The organism is Aeromonas sp. s12 (assembly GCF_040907925.1).
Taxonomy (GTDB): Bacteria; Pseudomonadota; Gammaproteobacteria; order Enterobacterales; family Aeromonadaceae; genus Aeromonas; species Aeromonas veronii.
This window is the reverse complement of sequence record NZ_JBFOCT010000008.1, coordinates 128,148-140,329: the sequence shown is the minus strand read 5'-3', so window position 1 is coordinate 140,329 and position 12,182 is coordinate 128,148. Positions and strand designations below refer to the sequence as shown.

At 61.7% G+C, this 12,182-nt stretch carries 12 protein-coding genes; 1 reads left to right on the top strand and 11 read right to left on the bottom strand.

What is annotated here, in order from left to right:
• Window positions 1-47 precede the first annotated feature (47 nt).
• Entirely contained in the window at window positions 48-785 is a 738-nt protein-coding gene (locus AB5Y67_RS02925) for a TerC family protein (RefSeq protein WP_115521829.1), read from the top strand.
• A 95-nt stretch (window positions 786-880) separates the two neighbouring features.
• On the opposite strand, the gene AB5Y67_RS02920 is transcribed toward AB5Y67_RS02925, so the two are convergent.
• The 11 genes from AB5Y67_RS02920 to AB5Y67_RS02870 form a co-directional block, all read right to left on the bottom strand.
• Window positions 881-1,369 (bottom strand): OmpA family protein, encoded by a 489-nt coding sequence (locus tag AB5Y67_RS02920; RefSeq protein WP_005333642.1) that lies wholly within the window; start codon window positions 1,367-1,369, stop codon window positions 881-883.
• A gap of 35 nt (window positions 1,370-1,404) precedes the next feature.
• Window positions 1,405-2,634 (bottom strand): diguanylate cyclase, encoded by a 1,230-nt coding sequence (locus AB5Y67_RS02915; RefSeq protein ID WP_199427423.1) that lies wholly within the window; start codon window positions 2,632-2,634, stop codon window positions 1,405-1,407.
• Entirely contained in the window at window positions 2,631-3,188 is a 558-nt protein-coding gene (locus tag AB5Y67_RS02910) for a YfiR family protein (protein ID WP_110303194.1), read from the bottom strand. Before AB5Y67_RS02910 ends, AB5Y67_RS02915 begins: the two co-directional genes overlap by 4 nt.
• Window positions 3,189-3,377: 189 nt before the next feature.
• Complete coding sequence (tyrR, locus tag AB5Y67_RS02905) at window positions 3,378-4,925, bottom strand: transcriptional regulator TyrR (RefSeq protein ID WP_139474193.1); 1,548 nt, start codon at window positions 4,923-4,925, stop codon at window positions 3,378-3,380.
• Window positions 4,926-5,073: 148 nt separating this feature from the next.
• Window positions 5,074-5,412 carry a 4a-hydroxytetrahydrobiopterin dehydratase gene (locus AB5Y67_RS02900; protein WP_042052889.1) on the bottom strand — a complete coding sequence of 113 codons (339 nt, stop codon included), beginning with the start codon at window positions 5,410-5,412 and terminating at the stop codon, window positions 5,074-5,076.
• Window positions 5,413-5,475: 63 nt separating this feature from the next.
• On the bottom strand, window positions 5,476-6,270 hold the full coding sequence (gene phhA / locus AB5Y67_RS02895) for a phenylalanine 4-monooxygenase (RefSeq protein ID WP_325793799.1): 795 nt from the start codon (window positions 6,268-6,270) through the stop codon (window positions 5,476-5,478).
• A 152-nt stretch (window positions 6,271-6,422) separates the two neighbouring features.
• Window positions 6,423-7,853 carry a gamma-aminobutyraldehyde dehydrogenase gene (locus AB5Y67_RS02890; protein ID WP_325793800.1) on the bottom strand — a complete coding sequence of 477 codons (1,431 nt, stop codon included), beginning with the start codon at window positions 7,851-7,853 and terminating at the stop codon, window positions 6,423-6,425.
• Between the two features lie 29 nt (window positions 7,854-7,882).
• Complete coding sequence (locus tag AB5Y67_RS02885) at window positions 7,883-8,710, bottom strand: ABC transporter permease (protein ID WP_042022426.1); 828 nt, start codon at window positions 8,708-8,710, stop codon at window positions 7,883-7,885.
• Window positions 8,711-8,745: 35 nt separating this feature from the next.
• Window positions 8,746-9,714, bottom strand: a complete 969-nt coding sequence (locus AB5Y67_RS02880; protein WP_325793802.1) for an ABC transporter permease — start codon at window positions 9,712-9,714, stop codon at window positions 8,746-8,748.
• Complete coding sequence (locus AB5Y67_RS02875) at window positions 9,711-10,724, bottom strand: ABC transporter ATP-binding protein (RefSeq protein ID WP_325793804.1); 1,014 nt, start codon at window positions 10,722-10,724, stop codon at window positions 9,711-9,713. Before AB5Y67_RS02875 ends, AB5Y67_RS02880 begins: the two co-directional genes overlap by 4 nt.
• Window positions 10,725-10,867: 143 nt before the next feature.
• On the bottom strand, window positions 10,868-12,013 hold the full coding sequence (locus tag AB5Y67_RS02870) for an ABC transporter substrate-binding protein (protein ID WP_199427419.1): 1,146 nt from the start codon (window positions 12,011-12,013) through the stop codon (window positions 10,868-10,870).
• Window positions 12,014-12,182 lie beyond the last annotated feature (169 nt).

The window sequence follows — 12,182 nt, the reverse complement described above, 5'->3', positions numbered from 1 at the left end:
AATGCGCTGCTTCAATTTTCCAACCAATTTTCAACCAAGGTTCAATCATGCTGGAATGGGTTCTTGATCCCTCTGCCTGGGTCGCACTCGCCACCCTTACCCTGCTCGAGATCGTGCTGGGCATCGACAACATCATCTTTATCTCCATCCTGGTAGGTCGCCTGCCGGAGGCGCAGCGTCAAAAAGCGCGCATTCTGGGTCTGGGGCTCGCCATGGGTACCCGGATCCTGCTGCTGCTCTCGCTGGCCTGGGTGATGCGCCTCACCGATCCGCTCTTCACCGTGCTGGATGAAGCCATCTCCGGCCGCGATCTGATCCTGCTGCTGGGGGGCCTGTTCCTTATCGGCAAGAGTGCCCACGAGATCCACGTCACCCTGGAAGGGGCGGCCGAGCCGGAGAGCGTCAGCAAAGCGGCCTCGGGCTTTATCAGCACCCTGATCCAGATCGCCATCCTCGATATCGTGTTCAGCCTCGACTCGGTGATCACCGCGGTCGGCATGGCCGATCACGTGCCGGTGATGGTGCTGGCCATCATGATCGCCGTCTTCATCATGATGTTTGCCGCCAAATCCATCGGTGATTTCGTCGATAACCACCCCACCATCAAGATGCTGGCCCTCTCCTTCCTCACCCTGGTGGGCTTCGCCCTGATGGCCGAGGGGATGGACCTGCATATTCCGAAGGGCTACATCTACTTCGCCATGGCCTTCTCGCTGGTGGTGGAGATGATCAACATCCGCCTGCGCAGCCATCACGACAATAACGGGCAAAATAGCGCGCAGTAACCCTGCCCCACATGCCCTCGCGACCCCAGCTGTCGCGATCAAAAAGAGCGCCGATCGGGCGCTCTTTTTTATGGGTAATGAAATGATGAGAAGGGTTATTGATCGCTGATGACGATGGCAACCCGGCGGTTGGCGGCCCGGCCCTCTCTGGTCTTGTTATCCGCCAGCGGCATGGTCTCGCCACGGCCATGGATCTCCAGATTGGCTGGCTTCATGCCGACCGAGACCAGCACATCGGCCACCGACTGGGCCCGCTTCAGGGAGAGTTGCTGGTTGTAGCTGCTCTCGCCGGTATTATCGGTGTGGCCATCCACCCGCGCCTTGTCCAACCCTACGCCAAGCAGTGTTTTACCCAGTTTTTCAACGGATTGACGAGTCTGGGGATTGAGCGCCCCCACGTTGTTGGCAAACAACACCCGGTTGGCCAGATCCAGCGTCCACCCCTCATCGGTCAGATAAAAGCCCTGCTCCTTGAGCACGGCGATCTGCTCCGGGGTCAATCCCTTGGGCGCGCTCTGACAACCGGCCAGCAGCGACAACATCAACCCCAGCAGGGTCACTTTCAACAGGTGGGTGATCTTCATGGTTTGCTCCTTGTTTATGTTGTTATTCTTGCCAGTCAGGCGATGGTTTGCTGTTCGCTGCGGCGCGCCCGTTTCGCCAGATACATGGCTGCATCGGCCTGATCACACAGCACGCTGGCACTCATACCCGCCTGATAGACGGCGAAGCCGACACTCACCTCGGCCACCAGCTGACGACCGTCACGCAGCGCCACCGGTTCGCTCATCGCCTGCTGGATGCGGCCAATCACCTCTTCCACCTCATGCTGTCGCTGGAGTGGACCAACCAGCACCGCAAACTCGTCACCACCGAGGCGAAACACCAGATCATCCGGACGCAGCTGATGCTGCACCCGTCTTGAGAGCGCGATCAGCACATCGTCACCGGCGTTGTGCCCCAGCGTGTCATTAATTTGCTTGAAGCGATCGCAGTCGAGATAGAGCAGCGCAAACCCCTCTTGCTCGCCGAGGGAGATGGCCTGCGCGAGCCGCGCTTCAAACAGGGCGCGATTGGGCAGTCCGGTGAGGGCATCGTGAGTCGCCTGATGGAGCAGGCTGGCATTTTCGCGGGCCTGCTGGGCCTGCCAGGCTTGCAGCTCGTCCAGCAGGGAGTTGAAGTCATCCCCCAGCTCGTTAATCTCGACGATATCGGCCGGTGGCGCCCGCATCCCCAGGGTGCGTTGTCGACGTACCGAGTGGGCGACAAGTGCCAGTTTGCGCAGCGGTGCGGTGATGGAGACCTGCATCCGGTCGGCCACATAGAGTGCCACCATGGCGCTCAGCATCAGGCAAACTACCATCACCAGCAGCGCCGAGAGCAAGAACAGCAACAGATACTCGCCATGACCGCGCAGCTCTATGGTGGCAATCAGCTCACCACCCCGCAGCATGGGGAGTTTGACAGGCCCTGGCATCAGCAGTTGGGCCAGATAGTCTTCGAGCGTCACCAGCGGGTTGCTTCTGGGGCGCTCCCAACTGGCGAGCAACTGGCCATTGGTCAGCACGATAGTGGCTTCGGCCACCTCTTCCTTGGCTACGATGCCACTGAGCGCCTCGCTCGCCGCCTCCTCATCGTGGAACACCACCGCCGCCTCGGCGCTGTAGCTGATGGCGCGGGCTACCAGCTCCAGATTGTGGTCGGCGTAAAAACGCACTACCAGCAGGGCCACCAGAGTAAAAAAGAGTCCTGCCACGCTGACGGCTGTGATGGCGGCCACCAGATGGGTTCGCCCCAGGCTCTGACGCAGGGTCAGACGGCGGGGAGCCGCGCTCACCTGTCGTCTCATGGAACCCCCTTGTCGGCATGGGCCAGCTTGAGCACGGCGGGATGCACCCGCACGCCGCTCAGGGCCAGGGCATCGAGGTTCACTTTAAACCGCACCCGCACGCTGTCCGGCGAGGTCTGCAGGCAGAACACCGAGCTGGTGGAGCAGTCGTGGTTGTATTCGCTGATGCTGAGCACAGGGTGCCCCTGCAGGCGGGCAAACAGCGCAATCCGGGTCGGCTCGTCGAGTACCCCCAGATAGAGCACATCGCAGTGATCGCTGATGGCCGGATCGCTCGCCTCGTAACGATGGACCTGCACGGTACGGCCATTGGCCTGACGATCGATGGTAAAGAGGGCGCCGGCATATTCGGTCGGCGCCGCCACGCACATGCGCAGCACTGCAGGCTCGGTGGGCCAGCGGGTGTAACTCATGATATCGAGCACCAGCTCCCTGACCGCCGTCGCCCGGCTCTCTGCGGCCGTTTCCGCTAGCGCGCGGGGCAACAGCAGGCCAAACGCAACCAACAGGAGCGCCAGACGGGCAGTTAAACGGGGGGGAAAGAGTAACAGCATGATCGGGAGGTAGTCGCCTTGACAATACCGCTGCTATGGCATTGCGGTTCGGGTACATGAACCCAGATAGTAAGTTGGCTGACACTGGCCTGACAAGTCTCACCCCGCCATCAACTACCGAGTTCGTGTAAAGAAAACGGAGAGCCCGTCTGGTAACGGGCTCTCTGGTGGCAGGCAGCAAGGTGGAAATCACTTCTTGCTGATGCCGTATTCTCGCAGCTTGTTGGCGATGGCGGTATGCGACACGCCCAGGCGTTTGGCCAGCTGGCGCGTTGACGGGAAGGCGGGATAGAGCCGGGCCAGCAGCTGGCTCTCGAAGCGCTTCACCGCATCGTCGAGATTCCCCTCAAACCACTCGTCGATCAGCGGTATGGTATCGGCCGCCACCGGCAGGTCGATCTGCTCGGGCCCCAGCTCATCCCCTTCCAGCAGGGTCATGGCGCGGTAGAGACAGTTGCGCAGCTGGCGCACGTTGCCCGGCCAGCGGTAGGCGGTCAGGTAGTCGGCCATGTTGCGGGTAAAGCGCGGACGGGGTCGCTGCAACTCGCTGGCAAAGCGGGAGACAAACTGCTGGGCCAGCACCATGATGTCCGCCTTGCGCTCGCGCAGGGGGGGCAGCGCCAGACTGAGCACGTTGAGACGATAGTAGAGATCCTCGCGGAAGGTTCCTTCGTGCACCAGATCCAGCAACTGCTTCTGGGTAGTGCAGATGAAACGCACATTGACCTTCACCTCCTGCTCGTCACCGACCCGGCGGAACACCCCATCCTGCAATACCCGCAGGAACTTGGTCTGCAGATGGGGAGACATGTCGCCGATCTCGTCCAGCATCAGGGTGCCGCCGCTCGCCAGCTCCAGCACGCCGCGCTTGCCCTCGGTGTTGTTGCCAAAGGCGCCGGGGGCATAACCAAACAGCTCGCTCTCGGCCACGTTATCGGGCATGGCGGCGCAGTTGAGGGCCATAAAGGGGTGGCTGGAGCGCAGGCTGGCCCCGTGACAGGCACGGGCCAGCAGCTCCTTGCCGGTACCGGTCTCACCGACAATCAGCAGCGGCGCGTCCTGCATCGCCAGTTTGCGCGCTTGCGACAGCACCTCTTTCATCTTGGGGCTCTCGGCCTGCAGATGCTCGAAGCCCCCCACTTCCACCGCATGAAGCGCGCTGAAGTGCAGGCCGACCCGACGGGCAGATTTGAGCACCACCACGGCCCCGGCCAGCGCCTGCTTGCCGCGGGCTTCTGCCACGAACAGCGGCATCAGATCTGCCAGATACTCTTCGCCATTGAAACTGAGCTTGCAGGTCTGCGGCTTGATCTCGCTCGCCTCCAGCCAGCGGGTGAAGGAGAAACCCTTGACCAGCGAACCGAGCGCCACGCCGCGTACCTCCTCCACCGGCAAGCCGAGGGTGGTGAGGGCAGACTGGTTGGCCTGGGTCACCTTGCCCTTGCTGTCGAGGGAGAAGACCAGATCCGGCAGCGCCTTGAGCAACGCCTCGATCTCGTGATGCTCTCGCTCGGAAGGCATGTAGGGGATGGTCTTGACGTCGTAGACGCCGGGAATGCGGCGGATCTCCGGCATCAGGTGCTGAAAATCACTGAACTCCAGCTCGGGAAAGTTGAGATAGATGATGCCTGAGGTATCGATTTCGATGCCGCGCAGATCGATATTGTGCTCCACCAGGCGGTCGAGCAGTTCCCGGGTCAGGCCCAGGCGGTCTTCACAGCTGACTTCAAGACGCATTCGGGACACACTTCCTAGCTAACTCTATGAATGAGCGGATAATACAGTCTCGATCCCCCCAGTGCGAGCGCCAGCCCATAAAAATGCGGGCCTGCCCCGCTTTCGCAGGCAGGCCCGGGTCAACCGATGACGCTGGTGTGGGGTGCGATTACCGGAGCAACTGATCGGTGCGCGCCGCCATGATGAAGTCGTTGCGATGCAAACCGCCAATCTTGTGGGTCCACCAGCTGACGGTCACCTTGCCCCACTCGGTCAGGATGGCCGGATGATGGAACTCCGCTTCTGCCAGCTCCCCCAGGCGGTTGGTAAACGCCAGCGCCTCCTTGAAGTTGCGAAATGTAAATTCTCGCCGCAGTTGCAGCGCCCCCTCCTCCACCAGCGGCTGCCAGTCGGGAATAAGCTGCATCAGCTCGCGCAGCTCCTCATCGCTCACCTTGGGGGCATCGGCGCGACACGCTTCACACTGCTGGCTGGCCAGTTCGGACATGGGTTACTCCTGCTTGAATTAATGAAAAATTAATGAAAATGAAATAGGGTTGTTTGCTTTTGGTCAGCTTGCCTGTTTGCCAGCGGGAACCTCAAAGCGCTGCGGATAGAGGCCAAGCCGACTGGCCTCGGCCAGAGCAGCCATGATCTCCTCCCCGGTCAGCTGGTAGAGATGATCGAGACTCGGCAGCACAAAATAGGTGGGCTGCATGATGTCGATGCGATACGGGGTGCGCAGCACAGTCAGTAGATCGAAGGGTTGCAGCAGCGGCTGGCCGGAGAGGGCATAGGCGGTCTCGCCGATGGAGGAGAGAATGCCGCCACCGTAGATACGCAGCCCGTCCGGCGTCGCCAAGAGGCCAAACTCCACGGTGAACCAGTAGAGCCGCGCCAGAAAAACTCGCTGCTCCTTGCTCGCCTGCTGCCCCAACTGACCGTAGAGGTGGGTGAAGTGGGCGAAGGCCGGATTAGTCAACATGGCGCAGTGGCCGAAGATCTCGTGAAAGATATCCGGCTCTTGCAGGTAGTCGAGCTCGTCCCGGCGCCGGATAAAGGTGGCCACCGGAAACTGGCGATTGGCCAGCAGGGCGAAGAAGCGATCGAACGAGATAAGCGCAGGCACCGCCGCCACCGACCAGCCGGTCGCAGGCTGCAAGACGGCGTTGATCTCGGCCAGCTGGGGGATGCGATCACGGGGCAGCCCCAGTCTGTCGAGACCGGCCAGATACTCGTCACACCCCTTGCCAGCAAGAGCGGCGAACTGACGTTCGATCAGGATCTGCCAGGTGCCATGCTCTTCGTTGCTGTAGTGGATCACCCCGTCAGCATCCGGCTGGTGGGCGGTGTAGAAGGTTGCCATAGCGGTTCCATCCTCTGGCGCCACATCAGGCGCCTTGCCGTTTCATCACGGTTTCACTGTAACGAAATGGCAACAAAAAAAGCAGCCGACCCATGAGTCGGCTGCCTGAAACAGTTGTAAATAAATTGTGACAACCCGCTAACCAATCCCCACTACAGCTTGACCATGATATGGCGCGGCACAGTGTAATCCTCCAGCGCATAGAGGGAGAGATCCTTGCCGTAGCCCGACATCTTCATGCCGCCGTGGGGCATCTCGGAGGTGAGCATGAAGTGGGTGTTGATCCAGGTGCAGCCATATTGCAAGTGGCTGGCCACCTTGCTGGCGAGGCTCAGATCCTTGGTCCAGACCGACGAGGCGAGGCCATAGTCCGAGTCGTTGGCCCACTGCACCACCTGCTCGGCGTCGTTGAAACGGGTCACCGACACCACGGGGCCAAACACCTCGCGGCGCACGATCTCATCCTCCTGCCGGGCCCCGACAATCAGGGTCGGCTCGAAGAAGAAGCCGTTGCTGGGACGGATCTTGCCCCCCGCCGTCACCTCCACATGACCGCTGCTCTGGGCCCGCTCGACAAAGCTGGCGACCCGGTTGCGCTGTCTGTCCGAGATAAGCGGCCCCATCTCCACACCCTCCTCGTACTGGCTGCCCACCTTGATGGAGGCCACCGCATCGGTCATGGCGGCGACGAACTTGTCGTAGATCTTGCCCTGGGCATAGATACGGCAGGCGGCGGTGCAGTCCTGGCCTGCGTTGTAGAAACCGAAGGTGCGAATGCCTGCCACTACGGCCTCCAGATCCGCATCGTCGAAGATGATCACCGGCGCCTTGCCCCCCAGTTCAAGGTGAGTGCGCTTCATGGTGCGGGCGGCGCTCTGCAGGATCTTCTGACCGGTGGCGATATCGCCGGTGAGCGATACCATCCGTACCAGCGGGTGCTCCACCAGCGGCGCCCCCACACTCTCACCCCGCCCGCAGATGACGTTGATGACGCCGCGGGGAAAGATCTCGCTGGCCAGCTCCGCCAAACGCAGCGCGGTGAGCGGGGTCTGTTCGGAGGGTTTGAGCACCACCGTATTGCCCGCCGCCAGCACCGGCGCCATCTTCCAGGCCGCCATCATCAGCGGGTAGTTCCAGGGGGCGATACTGCCCACAACACCTATGGGGTCGCGGCGGATCATGCTGGTGTGCCCCTCGAGATACTCCCCCGCCAGCGGCCCTTGCAGGCAGCGGGCCGCCCCGGCAAAGAAGCGGAAGCAGTCCACCACCGCGGGCAGCTCGTCGTTGAGCACGGCCAGATAGGGTTTGCCGCAGTTGAGGGATTCGAGCGCCGCAAACTCCTCGGCGTGGCGCTCGACGAGATCCGCCAGACGCAGCAGCAGGTTGCTGCGGCTTGCCGGGGTGGTGCGGCTCCACTGGGCGAAGGCGCGCTGGGCACCGTTCACCGCCCGGTTCACCTGTTCGAACGAGGCTTCGGGCACGGCGGCGATCTGTTCGCCGTTGGCCGGGTTGAGAATGGGTTCGGCCTGCCCCTCGCCGGTCACAAACTGGCCATCAATCAAGAGTTGGGTAGAGAGTTTCATGGTTGCATCCTTGCGCACGCGTTGAGTCATCATTTGCCACTGCCAGCGACATCATGGGTGTCGCGAGTGAGGTAGTAGGCAAGCAAAATAGGGATAGTGGTGAAGGCCACTATGATGAGGGCCACCACGTTGGTGACCGGCCTGTCACGGGGACGGATCAGCTCCTGATACATCCAGATGGGCAGCGTGGTCTGCTGGCCCGCCGTAAAGGTGGTGACGATCACTTCGTCAAAACTCAGGGCAAAGGCCAGCATGCCCCCCGCCAGCAGCGCCGTGGCCAGATTGGGCAGGATCACGTAGCGCAGGGTCTGGAAGCCGTCGGCCCCGAGATCCATCGACGCCTCGATGAGGCTCTGGTTGGTGCGGCGAAAACGGGCCAGCGCATTGTTGTAGACCACCACCACACAGAAAGTGGCGTGGCCGATAACGATGGTCCAGAAGCTGAACGGGATCTCCATCAGGCCGTAAGCCGAGCGCAGCGCGATACCGGTGACGATACCGGGCAGCGCGATGGGCAGCACCAGCAAGAGCGACACCACCTCCTGACCGAAGAAGCGGCTGCGGGCAATGGCCCCTGCCGCCAAGGTGCCGAGGATCATGGCTGCCAGTGTTGCCAGCCCCGCGACCTCCAGTGACAGCTGGATGGCACGCCACACATCGGGGCGATTGAGGGTCACCTCGAACCACTTGAGGGTGAGCCCGGGGGGCGGAAACTGGTAACTCTTGCTCTCGCTGGTGAAGGCGTAGAGGAAGATAAACAGAATGGGAAAGTGCAGGAACAAGAGCCCGCCGATGGCGGCGTACTTGAGCAGGCCCGAAGGGCGCTCTCCCTGACTGATCACTGAGCTAGCTGACATGACGGCCTCCTTGCTGCCGGTTCAAAGCGATTGATTCAAAGCGCATCAAAAGCCCCCAGTCTTTTCGCAATCGCCAGATAGATGGCGATGATAAGGATCGGCACCAGCGAGAAGGCGGCGGCAAAGGGCAGATTGCCCGCCGTTCCCTGCTGCATGTAGACCACCTGACCGATATACATGGTCGAGTTGCCGATGATGCCGGGGATGATGTAATCACCGAGGGTCAGCGAGAAGGTGAAAATGGAGCCCGCCACCACACCGGGCAACGCCAGCGGCAGGATCAGGTTGCGAAAGGTCTGGGCGGGTGTCGCCCCCAGATCGCTGCTCGCCTCCAGCAGGGATCGCGGTATACGCTCCACCGCTGCCTGAATGGGCAGGATCATGAAGGGCAGCCAGACATAGACGAACACGATAAAGGTGCCGAGCCGCGAAAAAGAGAGCGACGGGCCACCTATCACCGGCAGGGAGAGGATGGCATCGAGCAGCCACTCCAGCCCCATGCTGTCGGCCAGCCAGCTCACTACCCCCTCCTTGGCCAAAATCAGCTTCCAGGCATAGACCCGCACCAGATAGCTGGACCAGAGCGGCAGCATGATCCCTACATAAAACAGCGCCCGGGTCTTGCCACTGGTGTAGCGTGCCATGTAGTAGGCCACCGGAAAACCGATCAGGGCGCAGGCCAGGGTCACCAGCAGCGACATGCCGACGGTGCGGCCGATCACATCCAGATTCTCCGGTCGCAGCAGGGCGACGAAGTTTTGCAGCCCCAGCTCGTGGCGCACCTGACCGCTGAACTCGTCCAGCCCGAACAAGGAGTTGGAGAGCAGCATCAGCAAGGAGCCGACATAGATGATGCCGAGCCACAGCAGCGGCGGCCCCAGCAGGATCGCCAGCAGCAGGCCGGGCCGCCCATAGAGCAGGGTCGAGAGGCGCCGCAGCGGCCTGAAACGGGCAGGTTCGGGCTGATGGTTCATGGCAAGACTCGCACTGTGAGGGGCACTCATGGCTGCGCCCCCTGATGGGCGCCGCTCAGGCGGTGGATGGCCTGCTCCGGCCAGCTGAGGCTGACCCTGCTGCCACGGGCCAGACGGGCCTGCCCCTCATTGGGGTGGTTGACGATGATCTCGAGCTGCTCCCCGAGATCAACCCGATAACGGACGAAGGGACCCAGATACTCCACCTCGCGGATCTCCCCCGACCAGCCCGGCGCACCCGCCTCAGCGAGCCGGATCCGCTCCGGGCGCACCATCATCTGGCTGTCGTCGCCGCACAGCCGTCTGGCCTGCTCCCCTTCGAACAGATTGACGGTACCGACGAAGCGGGCCACAAACGGCGTCGCCGGAGCGTCGTAGATGGTATCGGGCGCAGCGATCTGCTCGATCTTGCCCTGACTGAAGATGCAGATCCGGTCGCTCATGGAGAGCGCCTCCTGCTGATCGTGGGTGACGAAGATAAAGGTGATGCCCAGCTGGCGTTGCAGCGCCTTGAGCTCAAGCTGCATCTGCTCACGCAGTTTGAGATCGAGGGCCCCCAGCGGCTCATCCAGCAGCAGGATGCGTGGCTGGTTGATAAGCGCCCGGGCGATGGCGATGCGCTGGCGCTGGCCGCCGGAGAGCTGGCTTGGGCGGCGCTTGCCGACCCCGGGTAGTCGCACCAGCTCCAGCATCTCGTCCACCTTGCGGTAACGCTCCGCCTTGGCGACCCCCTTGAGCATCAGGCCATAGCCGATGTTGTCGCGCACATCCATGTTGGGAAACAGGGCATAGTCCTGAAACACGGTGTTGAGGTTGCGATCATAGGGCGGCACGGTGGAGCAGGGTTCGCCAAACAGGCGGATCTCCCCGTCGCTCGGGTACTCGAAGCCCGCGATCATCCGCAGGCAAGTGGTCTTGCCGGAACCGCTCGGTCCCAGCAGGGTAAAGAATTCCCCGGAGGGGATCTGGAAAGAGATGTCGTCGACCGCCTTCACCTCGCCATAGTGGCGACTGACCCGGTCAAATTGTACGGCGTTCATGGGGCGTCCTTGTCTGTACTGGGATGGGCCGGACTCCTGTCCGGCCCGCTTGATTATCCGCTCTCGGCAGTCGTGCAGAGGAGGCGCAGCGCCCCTGCCGTTGGCAAGGTGGCAGCGGTTCCGACCACCTTGCTCACCCCGCCTTAGCGGCCGCCCAGAATGGCGATATAGTCGGAAACCCAGCGGTAATAGGGCACGCAAGTTCCCTGGCTCTTGCACTGGGAGACCGGAGTGCGCCAGAAGCGAACCCGATCGAAGTTGTCGATACCGTTGGTTTTGCACCCGGTCGGGCCCAGCAGGGCATTGCCGTCACAGGCGGCAGGTACCACAGGCACCGAGCCAAACCAGGCGGCGAGATCCCCCTGCAGCTTGTTGCTCAGGGAGTGCTCCAGCCACTTGTAAGCGCAGGTGAGGTTCTTGGCATCGCTGTGCACCATGCTGGTATCGGCCCAACCGGTCACTCCCTCTTTCGGCACAGTGGTGGCGATGGGTTGCTTGTCGGCAATCAGGGCATTGGCCTGGAACGGCCAGGAGCCTGACGCAACCACTCCTTCATTCTTGAAGTCATCGATTTGAACGAAAGCATCATGCCAGTAGCGTCCCACCAGCTGGCGCTGCTTGCGCAGCAGATCGAGGGAGGCCTTGTACTGATCCTCGTTCAGCTCGTAAGGATCCTTGATGCCCAGGGCAGGCTGATGGGTCATCAGATAGAGGGCGGCATCGGCGATGTGGATCGGGCCATCAAAGGCCTGCACCCGCCCCTTGTTGGACTTGCCATCCGCCAGGGTCTGTTCCTCGAATACCACGTTCCAGGAGTCCGGTGCCTTGGGGAACACCTTGGTGTTGTACATCAGGATATTGCCGCCCCACTGGTAGGGCACGCCGTAGTGCTTGCCATCCACAGTGTGCCAGGGGGCATTTTGCAGCCGGGGATCAATCTTGCTGTAGCTCGGGATGAGCGCCAGATTGAGCGCCTGCACCTTGCCACCGGCAATCAGACGCAGACTGGCATCGCCGGAGGCGGTCACCAGATCGAAGCCCCCCTCGTTCATCAACGCCACCATCTCGTCCGAGGTGGCCGCCGTCTTGACGCTCACCTTGCAGCCGGTCTCTTTCTCGAATCCGGTCACCCAGTCGTAGTTCTTGTCGGTCTCGCCACGCTCAACGTAGCCAGCCCAGGCCACGATATTGAGCTGGCCTTCACCCTTGCCGAGCTCGGTCGGGGCAGCCTGGGTCTGGCCTGCCTGTAGCGCCGGCACAAGAGCCAGCATCAGAGGGGTCAATTTCATCATGCACTCCTTGCATTGTGTTGACTTGCATCAGGTGAAGGAACGCCACCATGGACGTTAACATCCTGTTAACCAGCAATGAGCTTAGGGGAGTGGCAATACGATGAATATTTCAATTTTTGGTGGCTCAGGTATCAGCTAAATCGATATCGAGTGCAGATGAATCTGA